We start from the raw sequence: 16,446 nt of genomic DNA on the forward strand, positions 1-16,446 counted from the left end.
CAAGAAAAGAAATGAAACTGAAATCAATTCTTTACCTATTAATAACACTTCCATTATTGTGGAGTTGTAATAACGAAGATAACATAGAAGATATTTTTTCAAGTGGCACTTGGTATCTGATCAATTTTTATGGCGGAGGACTCGACGATGCCGGCACACCCGAATTTACTCCCAAAGATGACAACGCCACACTGGAAGTTATCCAAAAGTTTACCATCGTTTTCAATAATGACAATACATTCAAGGCTTCGGCACAAAATATCACCTTTGAAGGCATTTGGGAAGCAAATGGAAAAGACCGTTCGGTGAGCATCAACATCGAAGACCGCCGTAACTCCACTAATCTAAGTAACAAGTTTATGGATGCACTGGTAAATGCCCGCTTTTATAAAGGAGACAGCAATTATCTGCGACTGGCTCCCGAAGACAAGAAAAGCTTTATCCAACTCAGACATAATTAATCACATGGAAACCAACGAAGAAAAACAACTGAAACTCGACAAACGATACATCCGCATGGCCGGCATCTGGGCAGAAAATTCTTATTGCACACGTCGCCGGGTAGGTGCATTAATCGTTAAAGATAAAATGATTATTTCAGATGGATACAATGGCACTCCATCGGGTTTTGAAAATGTGTGCGAAGATGACAATGGAGTCACCAAACCTTATGTACTGCATGCCGAAGCCAACGCCATTACCAAGATTGCACGCTCCAACAACAGCAGCAACGGAGCCACCATGTATGTCACCGCTTCTCCCTGCATTGAATGTGCCAAACTCATTATTCAGGCAGGTATCAAACGAGTGGTTTACTCCGAGAAATACCGATTGGAAGATGGACTGGAACTATTGAAGCGAGCCAACATCGAAGTAATTTATATCGACCCCAATGAATAATAGTAAATAAAAATATGAGCAAAAACCGTACATCCCGTTTTATACCGATTATCATTGCCGTAAGCATCGTAGCCGGAATATTGATTGGAACTTTTTACGCTAACCATTTTTCAGGTAATCGGTTAGGTATCATCAACACTTCCTCCAATAAGTTAAACGCCCTGTTGCGCATCATTGACGACCAATATGTGGACACTGTGAAGATGAACGAATTGGTAGAAGATGCAATGCCTCAAATTTTAGGGGAACTCGACCCCCACTCTTCTTACATTCCTGCCAAAGACCTGGAGGCAGTAAACTCCGACTTGAAAGGAAGCTTTAGCGGCATCGGCATTCAATTTACCATCCAGCAAGACACAATTCATATCAGCAATGTCATTCAGGGAGGCCCGTCCGAAAAGGTAGGTTTGATGGCAGGCGACCGCATCATCTCTGTCAACGATACAGCTTTCGTAGGCAAGATAGTAACCAACTACGAATCAATGAAACGTCTGAAAGGGCCCAAAGGTAGCGAAGTAAAACTGGGTGTTTATCGTCCGGGAGAGAAAGAACCGCTATATTTTACCATTATTCGCGGTGATATCCCTGTCAAGAGTGTGGATACTGCTTATATGTTGAACGAAAAATTCGGTTATATCAAAATCAATAAATTCGGGGAAACAACATATCCCGAACTGCTGATTGCATTAGCAAAACTAAATCAAGACAACTGCAAAGGTGTGATTATCGACCTACGCGGCAATACCGGAGGCTACATGGGAGCCGCTATTCAAATGGTGAATGAATTCCTTCCCAAAAATAACCTGATAGTTTACACTCAGGGACGCAAATCTCCTCGTGAAAATTATCACTCTAACGGAACAGGCAGCAGCCAAAAAATGCCGCTTATCGTACTGACAGACGAAGGTTCTGCTTCTGCCAGCGAAATTTTTGCCGGTGCCATTCAGGACAATGACCGCGGAACCATCATCGGTCGCCGTTCTTTTGGCAAAGGATTGGTACAGCAACCCATCGACTTCAGCGATGGTTCGGCTATCCGACTCACTATCGCACGGTACTATACTCCTTCAGGACGTTGCATCCAGAAGCCTTACGTCAAAGGAAACGATATGAACTATGAAATGGATCTTGTAAAACGCTACGAACACGGTGAGTTCTTCTCGCAAGACAGTATCAAGCAAGACCACAGTACTATTTACTACACCGCCAACGGACGTCCGGTTTATGGCGGAGGCGGCATCATGCCCGATATTTTTGTTCCCCAAGATACAACGGGAGTTACTTCCTATTATACAGCAGCAGTAAGCAGGGGCCTAACCATTCAATTCTCTTTCCAATACACAGATACCCATCGTGCGGAGCTGCAGAAATATGATACGGAAGCAAGTTTGCTACAGTACTTGAAGCGTCAGAATATCTTGGAACAATTCGCCCGCTTTGCAGAAAAAAAAGGCTTGAAACGCCGCAATATCCTGATGTATAAGTCACAGAAATTATTTGAAAAGAACTTATACGGTAATATCATTTATAACATGTTGGGCATAGAAGCCTATATCCAATACCTGAACCAAACCGACAAGACAGTACTTAAAGCACTGGAAGTATTGGAAAAAGGAGAATCTTTCCCTAAGGCTCCCGAAGAAACCGTAGAAATAAAAGTCAACGATGAAGGAAATAAAAAAGAAACTGCGCAAGCAGATAGCACAGGAAAAAAGCCGTCACACCGCCACAGAGTTGACAGCGAATTCCATTGCTTTGCTTAACAAGTTGGAACAACATCCGCTTTTCATTGCAGCAAAGACGGTATTGCTTTATTACTCATTGGGTGATGAAGTACAGACGCATGATTTTATAGAGAAATGGTATCGGCAGAAGGACATCCTTCTGCCGGTAGTCAAAGGAGATATTCTGGAGCTCCGCCGTTATACAGGTCCACAAAATCTGCAAACCGGTGAAGCCTATCATATAGAAGAACCGACAGGTGAAGCATTTACTGATTACACTCAAATAGATTTTGCCATCATCCCCGGTGTTTCTTTTGATAAAAATGGCAATAGATTAGGTAGAGGGAAAGGATATTATGACCGGTTACTTCCCCAACTCCATTCTTATAATGTGGGTATTTGTTTTGATTTTCAGGTAAGTGACGAGATACCGACAGAATCATTTGACAAACCGATGCACGAGGTATGGACGGAAAAAGGAAAGATTTCCCTTTACCAATAATTACCGGAAAATAATATTTACAATAACCTGTGCACCTACTTGCTTGTTCAAATTCCTCACCAACAAGTCTCTTCCCATCATCAGTTCCTGACGGAGCACGGAAGAAGTGAGGTGTACATAAAGAATCTGATTCTTAATATAAAGGTTGCTTGTATAACCGGCAATAGCGGGTCCCACTACATCTTTCCATGCCTGTACCAGCCTATATTCATTCAAAGGAGACTCCAGTCCGTTCAAACGAAAGAACTTACGAATCATATCTCCTATTTGTTCCGCATCATTCCGCTTCATTCTGTATCTCCTTTCCGTTCTGCAACACTGCCATTTTCTACTCCAAACACTTTATATTTCCCTTCGATATTCTCCAAAATCTTATCCAAATGTTCCCGGTTGGTATCCGTTATAAAAATCTGTCCGAAGTTATCGCCTGCTACCAGCTTTACGATCTGTTCCACACGGGAAGCATCCAGTTTATCAAAAATATCATCCAATAACAATAGAGGGGTGGTATTGCTGCCTGTCCGCTTCAAAAAGTCGAACTGCGCCAATTTCAAAGCAATAAGATACGTTTTGTTTTGTCCTTGAGAGCCTTCCCTTTTAATTGGAAAATTCCCTAACTGCATGATAAGGTCATCTCTATGAATCCCTTTCAACGAATATCCCATAATGCGGTCACGCTGCCGGCTTCCTTTGATGATTTCCTGTAAGTTTCCCTGTATAGCGTGAGACTCATATGATAAATTCACCTTCTCCTTATCTTGAGAAATATAAGAATAAAACGACTGAAAAGTGGGGATAAATTCAGCTATGAATTCACTACGTTTCTTATACACGACCTCTCCACTCACAGCCATCATCTCCTCCCACACGGAAATCAGCTCCTCATCAGGCTCCACTTCAGCCTTCAACAAAACATTACGCTGAGTCAATGCTTTATTATAGCGTATCAAAGCATTCAGATATTCTTTATCATATTGCGAAATCACCACATCCATAAATCGGCGTCGCTCCTCACTCCCGCCGGCTATCAGTTCGGCGTCTGCCGGCGAAACCATTACCAAAGGAACAAAACCAATATGATCAGACAGTCGGGTATACTCTTTTTTATTACGCTTGAACTGCTTTTTTTGCCGACGTTTCAAACCACAATAAATTTCTTCCGGATCACCTTCATCCGTTACATAAAACCCTTGAATCACAAAGAAATCCTGACCATGCATAACATTCTGCGAATCAATAGGATTCGTAGCACTCTTACAGAAAGACAGATAATAGACCGCATCCAGTAAGTTCGTCTTTCCCATCCCATTCTGACCAATAAAACAGTTCATCTTAGGTGAGAAATCCAGTTCCACCTGTTCCAGATTCTTATAATTCAATATCGAAATACGTTTCAGTATCATAGACTTTCTGTTTGATTTAAGCCACAAAATTAGGGATAAAAACGGTAAAACCTAAAAAAATATGCCTGTAAATTTCATTAATACATATAAATGAACTACTTTTGCTGTCCGAAAACTATAGCAGAAAAATAATAAAAAGTAAATATAAAAATGGCAGAAAAAAAACACACTCAAGACCCTTTGGATATGGAAGAGGCTTTAAGTACCTCCGAAGCATTCATTATCAAGTACAAAAGTAGAATTCTGGGAGCTATTGCGGCAGTTGTAATCATCATTGCAGGCTTCATGGGTTACAAGCATTTCATCTCTGAGCCGAATGAAATCAAAGCTTCAGCAGCTTTATTCAAAGGAGAACAATATTTTGGAGCCGACAATTTTGAAACTGCACTGAACGGTGACAGCATCGGTTACAAAGGTTTTCTGAAGGTAGCTGATGAATTCAGCGGAACAGCAGCCGGTAATCTGGCTAATGCATACGCAGGTGTGTGCTATGCACAATTAGGTAAATATGAAGAGGCAGTGAAATACTTGAATAAGTTCAGCGCTGACGATCAGCTGGTAAGTCCGGCTCTACTCGGAACAATGGGTAACTGCTATGCTCAGGCAGGGCAATTGGACAAGGCTGCCGCTACCCTGATGAAAGCAGCCGACAAAGCAGACAGTCAGGCATTAAGCCCTATCTATCTGATTCAGGCAGGACAGATTTATGAAAAGTTGGGTAAGAACAGCGAAGCTGTGAATGCTTACACTTTGATTAAAAACAAGTACTTCAATTCTTATCAGTCAATGGATATTGATAAGTATATTGAACGTGCATCCATCAAATAAGAAAGAAGATATTTTTTAATCATATCGTAGGCACGGATTACACGGACACACACGGTTTCTCTTCTTAGAATAAACTGTGAAAGCCGCGAAATCCGTGCCTTATTAATTCATATAAACTATGGCAACAGCGTATCATAATTTATCAGATTACGACTTCAATTCCGTACCCGATGCAGAAAATATGCGTTTTGGTATCGTAGTATCCGAATGGAACAGCAATATTACCGGTCCTCTTTTGGAAGGTGCTGTCAATACTTTAAAGAAACACGGAGCTAAAGACGAGAACATTCTGGTACAAACAGTCCCCGGAAGTTTCGAATTAACTTATGGCTCTGCACAAATGATTAAAAGTGGCAAAGTAGATGCAGTCATAGCAATAGGCTGTGTAGTACGCGGAGATACTCCCCACTTCGACTATGTATGTGCCGGCACCACTCAAGGTATCGCCCACCTGAATGCAACAACCGACGTGCCCGTCATTTACGGACTGATTACAACCAATAACATGCAACAAGCTGAAGATCGCGCCGGTGGAAAATTGGGTAATAAAGGAGATGAAGGAGCCGTTACAGCTATAAAAATGGTCGACTTTAAAAGAAAATTGCAGAAACTTTGAAAAAAAGTTCTGCAATAATTTGCATATTCAAAAATAAGTCGTACCTTTGCATCGCAATTGAGAAACAAACCTCCTCAATAAGAGAATTAAGGAGTTCTTAATAAGCGAATGGGCAAATACCAGAGTGGCCAAATGGGGCAGACTGTAAATCTGCTGTCTTTCGACTTCGGTGGTTCGAATCCATCTTTGCCCACAAAAATTGCGGAAGTAGCTCAGTTGATAGAGCATTAGCCTTCCAAGCTGAGGGTCGCGGGTTTGAGCCCCGTCTTCCGCTCTTAAGATAAGAGGATATCCTTTTCGGGTATCCTCTTATTATTTATAATGATAAACAGTGTCCCCCTATAAAAACATTCTCTCCTTCCCTTGACAATCAGCATGAAAACTTTTCAGAGTCTATTTTTGTTATATACATATCAATAACTTTTAAACAAAGAAAGGACAAGTATGAAAACTATTATTGATAGAGCTACATCAAGAGGATATTTTAATCATGGCTGGTTAAAGACATATCACACATTTAGCTTCGCAAATTATTATAATCCGCGACGAATCCACTTTGGTGCCTTGCGTGTACTGAACGATGACAGGATTTCGCCGGGAGAAGGTTTTGATATGCATCCACACAAAAATATGGAAGTGGTTTCCATCCCACTAAAAGGTTATTTAAAACATGGAGACAGTATAGAGAACCAAAGTATCATCACGCCCGGAGAAATCCAAGTAATGAGCACAGGAAAAGGTATCTATCACAGCGAATATAACGGCAGTAATGAAAAAGATCTTGAACTTCTGCAAATCTGGATAATCCCCAATAAAGAAGAGACAGAACCGGAATATCATAATTACAATATCCTTCCGTTAATGAAGCACAACGAATTAGCAACCTTCATCTCGCCCAATGGAAACACTCCGGCACATTTACTGCAAGATGCGTGGTTTTCAATGGGAACACTGAGTGCCAATCATAAAGTGAGCTATCATTTGCACAAACCACATACAGGCGTCTATTTCTTCATTATAGAAGGCAACGTAGATATAGCCGATGAAAACCTGACCCGCCGTGACGGTATCGGTATATGGGATACCGAAAGCATCATCATTAAAACCAATGAAGAATCACAAGTACTGGCTATTGAAGTAGCTTTATAAATTATTTATTTGTGGCACATTCACCCATCCGGTTGATTTGCGCCACAAATTCTTCCTTGCTGCCTTGTCCCAACCCCATTTTTCTGCATATACGATAAACCACACGGTCGACAGAACGGGCTTGAACCCCAAGTAAATCGGCAATATCATCAAAACCAAGCCCCAACACAAATAAGAAACAAATGTCTTTTTCATTATTCGTAAGCGAAGGATAAAGCGCTTCGAGGCGGTCTGCCCAACGATGACGTGATACATTCAGCCAATGTTCCAGCTTGGCACGGTCTTCGGCCGGATTATAACGCGGATTTTCTTTTGATACAATCCGCAAATAAGTCTGAGCAGCTTCCACGGTTTCAACAGGAAGCGAAATATGTTTGGAGCGAAACGTCACCTCCAGTTGACGAATACGCAATTCTTTATTTTTCTTCTCTTCTTCAAGGGCTTGCATCTGCTCCTGTAAATTCTTGGCTTCCCCTTGGTTTTCTTCTATCTGCTCCTGAAGTGTATCAATCTGCTCCTGAAGGATAGAAGCATCCTTTTTATAATTACGCAGGATATCCAGTTTTTGATAACGGAAAAACTTCCAGCTTCCCCACAGCAGTAAGGCTAGTGTACACACTGAAGCTATCGTTATCAATATCGTTATAGTCCAGCGACTGCGATAATCATTACTCTGTCTCAGTACTGCCGAATAATCATATTTCTTTTCTATCTCCAATAATTCGGCACGGCTCCCCGATGTAAACAGCAACTCCAGTTCATTAATATAATGCTGCATATATAGGGCTGCTTCACGCTCAAATCCCTTTGCTTGCATCTCTCTGTACATATCTTTATATACCGATGCTCTTAACTTAGGACGGGAAGATTTCAGCACTTCAACACGCAGGCTGTCCACCGTTGCGCCTTTACCCAACTTTTTATACACTTCAGCCAGTTCGATATCATATCCACGCCGCGCCTCAGCCGTAGAAGTACGTTCCTGTGCCTGCTTCAGCAAGGAGACCGCCTCATTCCAGTTCTTCTTATCCTTTTCTACCAGCGCCAAGCGATAGTATATCTTTTCCTGAGTACTAAAATCCATCCGGTTTACTATATCAAAGAATTTATCCTGTACCAATTTCACCTCTTCATTATACCGGGGCGTACCTTGCCCCAAATAAAGCGGAATAAAAGCCGAGCTGCCCCCCATGGCTTTCCATGAGGGGACAGACAGGTTCAAATCCAATGCTTTCTTATAATAGCCAACAGATTGTTCATAATGTGCATACCGCCCGTTGATATGTCCCAATGCCACATACACCAGAAAATGAATCCGTAAATCTTTTGCAGACTTCACTGCCTCTTCCGCCTGCTTATAAGCATATATGGCCTCATTATCCTTTCCTAAACTTTCCAATACATACCCTTTATACAGAAAAGCGGACGCCTTTTCATCGGAAGTGCCATGAGATGAATAATACTTCACGGCAATATCAATCAGCGAATCAGAAGATATTTCCTGTCCGCACCTGTGCATGACTTGTGTCATGAGCAAGGCATAAAGACTATATTCTTCTTTAGAAAGTTTCTCCGGCGAGGGAATTGTTCTCAATATCTGAAAAGCAGAATCGGGTGCATTCCACAGATAATACTTTCCCCATGACAATTGAGAAGTATGTTTCTCCCCACTGCATGCAACATTGAAACACCCTATAATGACTACCCAGACAGACAACAAGATAAACGAACGTTTTTTTATCATATCACAAAAATATCACTTTTTAAACTCTCCGCAATTTATATACAATAAAAACAGGATTACTATCATCATTAACCTCTTTCAACTCAGGCGGAACAGTTATATTGCACTTTTCTTTATACAGATGCAACTCATAGGCAGTGAGCAATTGAACCAAACAATCACCCTGCGTACGTCCCCATACCGGAAAATCCTGATAGCTCTTGGTTCCGAGCATTCCGTAAAGCAAATTAGCATCTCCCAATGCCCGGATATCTCCCGGTTGCGCACACTTCTCTGCCAATACCTGCCCTGTCTTCTTATGGACAGAAGCAACATAATGCCCCGCATTATATCTGCAACGGAAATAATAATTGGAAGGAGTTTCAAACATATCAGACACAAAAATGTCATAATCCTCTCCAAACTTTCTTTTCAGCGAACTAAAATCAGTGGCATCCAATGAACGTATCACTTCCTTATCCGAGTTACCCGTCCTCAACACACACGCCGGAAGAATGTCATCCGCCGTCACTCTAAAGACGGTATCATTGCTGCCTGTCTTAAACAAAACGGATTCTTCCATATCGGAATAAGCTGTTGCCAACGCAATAGTAAACCCGGCTTTCTCATGAGATACTAAAGGAGAAGAAAAGTCGTTCTTCATTGCAATCGTATCTGCTTTATCCGAAAAAACTCCCAAGCCATAACTACCGCTTTCAAAAGGCACGTATGGAAAAGCAACTGAAGCAAAACAATCTTGGCCCACCATGCGCTGATAAACAATCGTATAATCGTGATTCAGACTCTGAATAAACTCACCGTCCAAGGTATAGACCATTATTTTATTGGAACAAAACAAATAGAGACGGTTATTTTTTTCGTCAGCCTGCATCCCCATCAGGAAATCGCTAAATTCACCCGGTCCCTGACCGAAAGGAATCAGTGTCTTGACAAACTGTCCCTTCCGGTCGAACTGCACGATACGCTGTTCCTTAACAGGAGAAACATAAATATAATTACTTGTCACGGCATATTCGGACACTCCATCCAGCAAAGAAGCCGGATCTGCCGTTGTTTCCAACGGAATGTATTCCACACTTTCTATCTCATCTTGCAAAGCAAGCATTGACGGATGATCCATACCACTTCTCAAATCTACCGAAAGTAACTCCTGAGGAGTTTGTTCCGAACTGCAAGAAGCCATAAAAGACAATAAACAAAAGTACTTAAATAATTTCATAGCAATAATCAATTTTTAAATGTGTATACAATAACCATCGGATTATCATCAGCATCCAACTGCAAAGCAACCGGTTTATCTTTCAGATATCCTTTATTCTCCAATTTCTCCAATGTCACGGCATTAATGACCTGCACACAAATTCTGTCTTTATAAATATATCTCGGACAGAAAGGCACTCCCCCATCCCAATCATTCTCCATTCCTATTACATTGCCATCACTAAATCCAACCGACAATTCCATGAAATCTTGTTTGACCGGCTGAGACAAGAATTCTCCCGTCCGTTTATCCAAACGCTGGAAAAAGCACTTTTCCGGCTTGGACAAGACAATAGTCCGGAAATAGAAATAACGTGAAGTTTTAAAAAAGGTGAACAACTCTATAGTAGATAATGTATTTGTATTGTCTTTAGCCATTTCATTGATGTCTGCTATCTTTTCGTTATATTCGGCTCCGTTCTTTTTATCATAAACACAAGCAGGACGAATACCTGTTTCCGTCACCCGGAACACAGTATCATTGCAAAGCGTATAAGCTAAAGCCGAATTTTGAAAAGGAACGAATTGTATTTCCTGCATATAACAAGCTTCTGCCGGAACATTAGCCGGAAAGGGTGATTTGGTTGCCATCATCTGATTCTTTTCATTTTTAAGGGCAACCAGCCAAGGAGATTGCTGAATAGGAGTAATCGAAGCTCCCGACAATGCAAATGAGCCATTATTCAACAGATAGCGATTTTCCACAGCCTCTACCGTTGTGGTATCGGTGCGCAGAAACTCACCATCATAAGAATAGACAAACGCCGGCAACCGCCTGCTATTTTAAAAAACTTCTTTCTTATTTACATCCAACGAAATATTCTCTATCGTCCAAGGAGCATATTCGCCCGGACCATTCCCTACCCTGCCTATCTGACATACAAACTTTCCTTGTCGGGTAAATTTAAATACCTGGTCTGTCTTACCATTTTGAACAAAGATGAAATCATCATCCATTATCAAATAAGTCAAATTACTTATCAAACACGAATCCGTCGTTTCCAAAGGAATATATTCTATTCCCATCACATCATCCTTCATCGAAAAAGGAGTATTCTGCTCCATAGCCGAACGTACATCTGCCACCCAAACATCCTTTTTTTCTAAAGAAGCGGATTGGCATGCGCCTAATATCAACAGAGTTAAAACAACTCCTATCCATACCTGTGCTTTGTTTTTCATAATCGTATTCTATTTAAATTTCGAAGCAAAGATATAGAAGAAGAAAACATTTCGGATTATGAAATGAAAGAAGTTTTGCGACTAAACAAGTCACTGATATTTCAACAGTTACAAGTAGTAAGGAAGATTTTGTGCGACAATTAAAAACTCTTTTTTAAAGGGATGAATACACAAAGCAAATCGTTTTCGGGCGAGCTAACCTCGCCCCTACGAACTAAACGACAGCATTATCTACGCTTTGACACACTCCGAATGCACAAAGCTATAATTCTATTGTCAGCTCCACCGGACAGTGGTCCGAACCAAATATATCCGTATGAATAGCCGCCCCTTTCAACTTATCATTCAGAGAAGCAGAAGCGAGAAAATAATCAATACGCCAGCCGGCATTCTTCTCTCTCGCTTTGAAACGATAGGACCACCATGAATAAATTCCCTCTTGCTCCGGGTAGAAATAACGGAAAGTATCCGTAAATCCCGAATCGAGCAGCGTAGTAAACTTAGCACGTTCTTCATCCGTAAATCCGGCATTCTTGCGATTGGTTTTCGGATTCTTCAAGTCAATCTCACGATGCGCCACATTGAGGTCGCCACAGACGATGACAGGTTTCTTTTCCTCCAATTTCTTTAAATACGCACGGAAGTCATCTTCCCATTTCATACGATATTCCAAACGGCGCAGCCCATCTTGAGAATTGGGCGTATAAACCGTAATCAGGAAGAATGAGTCCAGCTCAAGAGTAATCACACGTCCTTCGTGGTCGTGCTCGTCAATGCCCATCCCGTACGTTACCGAAAGAGGTTCGAGACGAGAAAAAACAGCTGTGCCCGAATAACCTTTCTTTTCTGCATAATTCCAGTAAGAACGGTATCCTTCAAATTGAGCATCCAATTGCCCCTCCTGCATCTTAGTCTCCTGCAAGCAGAAGAAATCAGCATCCAGCCGACGGAAGGCATCGGCAAAACCTTTATCGTAACAGGCACGCAGGCCGTTCACATTCCATGATATGAGTTTCAACATGATTCTTTTATTTTTTTAGGTAAAAACTTTCAGCAGCAAAAGTAAGCACAAAAGCATATTTATCAAAACAGAATACGATGAAAAATACACAAACCTACTTTCCTGAAAACTCCCAAGCTTCGCCATAAACGGCTCAAGATACGCCAACGCAAAGAAGAAACCGACACGGCACGTCCTGAAACCCGATAAACCATTCCCAATACTCCGATAATATCCGCAGCTGTACACTCCTCATAAAACGCACAAACACCATCCCCCTGCATAATAAACCGACCATCCTTCATCCCGACAATCCGGTGAAGCAAACACCGGCCACGATAACGAAACAAAACCACATCCATAGGTTTCAAAGATTCTGCCTTACATGGATAAACCGCCACTTCATCTTTTCCTTCGCGTAATAACGGAAACATAGAACTGCCTTTCATCCGAAAACGTACACTCTTCCCATGATGAATATCATCCTCTACAAGAGAGAAGAAACAATCATTTGGCAACCGCTTCATCATTCTCTGCAAATAAAGTACGACAAGACAACTCCACAGCCTCTCTATCCGGCAAACAGGCCAAATGATAAAAAGGAACCTGAGAAACAATTTTCCCTAATGTGGTACCGATACCTTCATAAAGTCTCCTGTCATAAGCAAACTCCGGAGGAGAAGAAGGATGAAGAGCTGCATAAGACCGCAATATCCCTAATCTGACCATCCGATTGGAAGTTTCCTGTGACAGTCTCACACAACCGGCCAGTTCATATCGCTCTGCTTTATAACAAGGAGTTTTCCCGCTCCATGGACTGCCATAAACCCATATTCCGGTATGTTCGACATGCACCACCGGACTATCATCATTCAACAATACGGCTCCTGCCCGATACTTCTGCCACAAACGAGTATGAGTGCTCTTTCCTGTACCGCTTTCCCCTAAAAACAGTACAGCCTTTTGACGATATACGATACAACTGCTATGTATAGCCACCGTATCCGACATTGCCGTCTGTATCCCATAGCCAATCCACAAGGCAAACCGCACTAAGCGAGCTGACCAGTTGCCGCACAGATAACAAACATTTACTTCATTATCAGTCCACAGGAAAAGACTTTTTTCATTTACCGGAGATAATCTTAACAAATAACCGCCCGCAGTACATCCGAAGATTCCTTCCACCCCTTCATGAGCAAACACATATTGCCGTTCACAAAAAGCAGGAATATTCCCAGACTTTCCTTCCATAAAAAAGAATTCCGGTACATTATAATCCCCCTCGGCAACCTCAAAAGGAGCAAACCCAGCCATTCGCTCCAGGACAGAACACAGAATACTGCCCGATACTTTAAAACAGTGGCCGCCTACCTTATATATATTATGCATTTTCTTTTCAATTTAAAGTTATTATACGATTACAAAAAGCCAGCGAACTCTCACGATGGGCTATTGATAAAACCGTCAGCCCCCGATAATCATTTCTGAGTCCGCATATCATCTCATTTATTTCGCATTCGGTTGCCGTATCCAACGCTGAAGTAGCCTCATCCAACAACAATATATCCGCCTCCTTATAAAGCGCACGTGCGATCCCTACTCTTTGCTTCTGCCCTCCCGACAAACGTGCCCCACTTTCACCCAGCAGCGTATCTATTCCCAGCGGCAACTCATCCACCCATTCATCCAGCCTCACCTGCCGTAATATCCGCTTCACTTTCTCCTTACTGATATCACAACATCCCAATGCAACATTCTCAGCCAGTGTCCCGTCAAGAATAAAAACGCCCTGCGGCACATAACCTATCCGGCGATGCCATAACTTCCTGTTCTCTGCTGAAAGGAGAACACCGTCTATCCGTATCTCCCCTCCATCAGGCTTCAAGAATCCCAATAAAAGATTGAACAAAGTGGACTTGCCTATACCGCTTGAACCTCGAATACCAATATACTCTCCCTTCCGAATCGTACAATCAAACTCCTTTAAGACTCTCTTTCCTTCCGGATAAGTATACGAAAGATTGGATATTGCAATTTCTTTTTCAAAAGATAACCCGGCTGTCGGTTTTTCTTCGAATGTTGAAAATAAATCTTCCATTCCTGCTTTTATTATCCGCAGACAAAAAACGGAATTCTGTATCTGAGTCCATGCAGAAAGCGATTCACGCAAAGCCGGCAATAAACGAAAGGCACCCACGGCAAAGATTCCCACCAACGCCTTCACATTTCCCGTCCCGGACAATGCAAGCAGTGTGAGTCCTATAACAACTGATAATTCTGAAAGGCAAAGCGGCAGATGATACACCGTCTCCAGCTTCAAACGGCAAAAAGAAATCGTATCCAAACCCTTCAGAAAAGAATGTTGCAAGGAAGGAAATGCATGGTTTACTTCCAGCTCGGCATATCCTTTATAAGCTTCGGTGACAATACGTGTCTGTTCGCGCCGTGCCAACAACTCCTTTTTACCATAATACCTTATCCGCCTTTTTATTCCGAATATATACATCAACATAAAAGGGAAAAAAGCAAGATATAACATCAGCACCGTCATCGGTGCATATACCAACAGTACCGCAGTAACCAATAAAATAAGTAATACATCAGCAGTCATATTCAGCAACGGAGACAACAAACTCATACTGAAAGCATAACATACGTAGTTCACCTCATATCCCAAACGAGTGCTGCCCAACCGACTGATAAACAAGATTCCGCGATGATAATAAGAAGAAAAAAGAGAAAAACTTAATCGTTTATACAAAGACAATAAAAAATAGTTTTGAAAACGGGACAATCCCATGACCAATACATTTTTGAATAAAATAAACCCGACAGCCAACAGACAAAACAATAGGGCTTCTCCCTTTTCTTCTTTCTCTTCTATCAAAAAAAGAAGTACCGGTATTAAAGCTGCAAGTCCGGCAAAATTCAGCAACGCACTGAAAAACACAGCCATTATTACCCTCATCCCCATTCTTCGCTCCGAGGGCAATAATAAATGATAGATTTCTTTCAACATAAATTATGATACCGTTCGGCGGAATATGGATTGTGGGAAACGTACATGTTGGATAACAGATATCCAAAGCCACTTTACTAAAGATACACGCATCACACTGTCACACAAACGATGAATATGTAACATCCGCTTCAGTTTATAGACCAATATTCCCCATTTACCGGTAGCCGGTACATTTATATTATAAGTGGGATGAAGCATTTCCTTTAATAAATTCTCCGCCAGCTCTTCCCCTCCTTTCATGACAAGAACCTCTGTACCCAAGTAGCGGTTGCACAAATGTGTAAGTGCATAAATCATATTCAGAAAACGTTCATCCGTCACTCCTTCGGGTATCTTCAGTCCCTGCTTCTTCAACAGGCATGCCCAATCACATAAGTGATGCATGGCAAAACCAAGTGCATAATGCTGTGCCGAATGAAAAGCAAGGAAAACAGTATTGAAATCCGGCGAGGGAGTCAGCACCTCATACTTGCCATCAAGCACTGTCAGCCGGGGACGGAGAAGCTTCCGCAACAAAATATCCATCGAAACAGCCGTACGGTATATTTCCGTATTCAGGAATTTTTTATGATTCTCTATCGGAATACCTTTATAATAAAACATACTGTGCTTTTGCGAATGCGAAAAATCCACTTCTATTCCCCGGCCTCTCATCAGCTTGTCGGCAAGAGAGTTTGCTTCCCTATCACTCAGACCGGAAGAATCGGCAGAATAGGTAAAGATATCAATATCACCTCCCTCACGGTGAGAAGGAATAGGATAATTATTGGCAAACCCCACTCCTTTTAATTGCACGGCAGTGATGCCGTGTGTGGCATAGAATGTCGATAAATCGGATATAACCCGACAATAGTACCGATATCTCTTTTCACATCTTTCTACCGCCAGCCACCAATTTATTTTTAAGGATTTGGGTGGTTGTAACTCTGTGGGAAGAGTAATCAAACCATCCCAGGCAAGTGCCATTACACCCTGTCGAACAGACAAGCGGTAACATTCCTGCCAAGCTTCGGAAGTGATACCGGCAAAGATTGTTGCATCTGCATGAGTACCATGCAAGGCAGAACGCAACAAGGCAAAAAGCATTTGTTCCGTAATATCCAATTTCATTTT

At 41.8% G+C, this 16,446-nt stretch carries 18 protein-coding genes and 2 tRNA genes; 9 read left to right on the forward strand and 11 right to left on the reverse strand.

The genetic code is table 11. From position 1 onward, the window contains the following. Nucleotides 1-11: 11 nt before the first annotated feature. The 4 genes from HMPREF1534_RS10100 to HMPREF1534_RS10085 are packed head-to-tail and all read left to right on the forward strand — an operon-like array spanning nt 12 to nt 3,126. A complete protein-coding gene (locus tag HMPREF1534_RS10100; protein WP_005939939.1) occupies nt 12-461 on the forward strand; it encodes a DUF4847 family protein in 450 nt (149 codons plus the stop codon). Nucleotides 462-465: 4 nt separating this feature from the next. Further along, a complete protein-coding gene (locus HMPREF1534_RS10095) occupies nt 466-900 on the forward strand; it encodes a deoxycytidylate deaminase (protein ID WP_005939942.1) in 435 nt (144 codons plus the stop codon). 14 nt (nt 901-914) lie between these two features. Beyond that, entirely contained in the window at nt 915-2,663 is a 1,749-nt protein-coding gene (locus HMPREF1534_RS10090) for a S41 family peptidase (protein WP_005939945.1), read from the forward strand. Then, nucleotides 2,566-3,126: a 5-formyltetrahydrofolate cyclo-ligase gene (locus tag HMPREF1534_RS10085; protein WP_032932387.1), complete on the forward strand. Its 561-nt coding sequence runs from the start codon at nt 2,566-2,568 to the stop codon at nt 3,124-3,126. The genes HMPREF1534_RS10090 and HMPREF1534_RS10085 overlap by 98 nt, the downstream gene beginning before the upstream one ends. Here the strand turns inward: HMPREF1534_RS10085 and HMPREF1534_RS10080 are convergent, their stop codons facing one another. Next, entirely contained in the window at nt 3,127-3,417 is a 291-nt protein-coding gene (locus HMPREF1534_RS10080) for a DUF721 domain-containing protein (protein WP_005939952.1), read from the reverse strand. Then, on the reverse strand, nt 3,414-4,529 hold the full coding sequence (gene recF / locus HMPREF1534_RS10075) for a DNA replication/repair protein RecF (protein ID WP_005939955.1): 1,116 nt from the start codon (nt 4,527-4,529) through the stop codon (nt 3,414-3,416). The genes HMPREF1534_RS10080 and recF overlap by 4 nt, the downstream gene beginning before the upstream one ends. Before the next feature lie 150 nt (nt 4,530-4,679). Here recF and HMPREF1534_RS10070 point away from each other — a divergent pair, with 150 nt between their 5' ends. The 5 genes from HMPREF1534_RS10070 to HMPREF1534_RS10050 all read left to right on the forward strand — a co-directional run bounded on the left by HMPREF1534_RS10070 (nt 4,680) and on the right by HMPREF1534_RS10050 (nt 7,122). Then, nucleotides 4,680-5,357 carry a tetratricopeptide repeat protein gene (locus HMPREF1534_RS10070; protein ID WP_005939958.1) on the forward strand — a complete coding sequence of 226 codons (678 nt, stop codon included), beginning with the start codon at nt 4,680-4,682 and terminating at the stop codon, nt 5,355-5,357. Nucleotides 5,358-5,475: 118 nt separating this feature from the next. Continuing rightward, nucleotides 5,476-5,973: a 6,7-dimethyl-8-ribityllumazine synthase gene (gene ribH / locus HMPREF1534_RS10065; protein ID WP_005939960.1), complete on the forward strand. Its 498-nt coding sequence runs from the start codon at nt 5,476-5,478 to the stop codon at nt 5,971-5,973. A gap of 110 nt (nt 5,974-6,083) precedes the next feature. Next, a tRNA-Tyr gene (locus tag HMPREF1534_RS10060) sits at nt 6,084-6,166 on the forward strand. An 8-nt stretch (nt 6,167-6,174) separates the two neighbouring features. Next, nucleotides 6,175-6,247, forward strand: a tRNA-Gly gene (locus HMPREF1534_RS10055). Between the two features lie 170 nt (nt 6,248-6,417). Next, complete coding sequence (locus HMPREF1534_RS10050) at nt 6,418-7,122, forward strand: pirin family protein (protein WP_005939963.1); 705 nt, start codon at nt 6,418-6,420, stop codon at nt 7,120-7,122. A 1-nt stretch (nt 7,123) separates the two neighbouring features. On the opposite strand, the gene HMPREF1534_RS10045 is transcribed toward HMPREF1534_RS10050, so the two are convergent. The 9 genes from HMPREF1534_RS10045 to HMPREF1534_RS10010 all read right to left on the reverse strand — a co-directional run bounded on the left by HMPREF1534_RS10045 (nt 7,124) and on the right by HMPREF1534_RS10010 (nt 16,443). Next, nucleotides 7,124-8,866, reverse strand: coding sequence for a hypothetical protein (locus tag HMPREF1534_RS10045; protein WP_005939965.1), 1,743 nt, complete (start codon nt 8,864-8,866; stop codon nt 7,124-7,126). A 19-nt stretch (nt 8,867-8,885) separates the two neighbouring features. After that, nucleotides 8,886-10,085, reverse strand: coding sequence for a 6-bladed beta-propeller (locus tag HMPREF1534_RS10040; protein ID WP_005939968.1), 1,200 nt, complete (start codon nt 10,083-10,085; stop codon nt 8,886-8,888). An 8-nt stretch (nt 10,086-10,093) separates the two neighbouring features. After that, nucleotides 10,094-10,897 (reverse strand): hypothetical protein, encoded by an 804-nt coding sequence (locus HMPREF1534_RS10035; protein WP_005939971.1) that lies wholly within the window; start codon nt 10,895-10,897, stop codon nt 10,094-10,096. A gap of 12 nt (nt 10,898-10,909) precedes the next feature. After that, nucleotides 10,910-11,308: a 6-bladed beta-propeller gene (locus tag HMPREF1534_RS10030; RefSeq protein WP_005939974.1), complete on the reverse strand. Its 399-nt coding sequence runs from the start codon at nt 11,306-11,308 to the stop codon at nt 10,910-10,912. Between the two features lie 262 nt (nt 11,309-11,570). Then, nucleotides 11,571-12,329 carry an exodeoxyribonuclease III gene (locus tag HMPREF1534_RS10025; protein ID WP_005939978.1) on the reverse strand — a complete coding sequence of 253 codons (759 nt, stop codon included), beginning with the start codon at nt 12,327-12,329 and terminating at the stop codon, nt 11,571-11,573. Between the two features lie 62 nt (nt 12,330-12,391). Then, nucleotides 12,392-12,838 (reverse strand): S24/S26 family peptidase, encoded by a 447-nt coding sequence (locus tag HMPREF1534_RS0118980; protein ID WP_018452526.1) that lies wholly within the window; start codon nt 12,836-12,838, stop codon nt 12,392-12,394. Further along, nucleotides 12,816-13,700 (reverse strand): phosphoenolpyruvate carboxykinase (ATP), encoded by an 885-nt coding sequence (locus tag HMPREF1534_RS10020; RefSeq protein ID WP_005939984.1) that lies wholly within the window; start codon nt 13,698-13,700, stop codon nt 12,816-12,818. Before HMPREF1534_RS10020 ends, HMPREF1534_RS0118980 begins: the two co-directional genes overlap by 23 nt. A 7-nt stretch (nt 13,701-13,707) precedes the next feature. After that, nucleotides 13,708-15,330 (reverse strand): ABC transporter ATP-binding protein, encoded by a 1,623-nt coding sequence (locus HMPREF1534_RS10015; RefSeq protein WP_005939987.1) that lies wholly within the window; start codon nt 15,328-15,330, stop codon nt 13,708-13,710. A 3-nt stretch (nt 15,331-15,333) separates the two neighbouring features. Further along, entirely contained in the window at nt 15,334-16,443 is a 1,110-nt protein-coding gene (locus tag HMPREF1534_RS10010) for a nucleotidyltransferase domain-containing protein (protein WP_005939990.1), read from the reverse strand. Nucleotides 16,444-16,446 lie beyond the last annotated feature (3 nt).

The sequence above is a fragment of the Phocaeicola massiliensis B84634 = Timone 84634 = DSM 17679 = JCM 13223 genome, assembly GCF_000382445.1.
Classification (GTDB): domain Bacteria; phylum Bacteroidota; class Bacteroidia; order Bacteroidales; family Bacteroidaceae; genus Phocaeicola; species Phocaeicola massiliensis.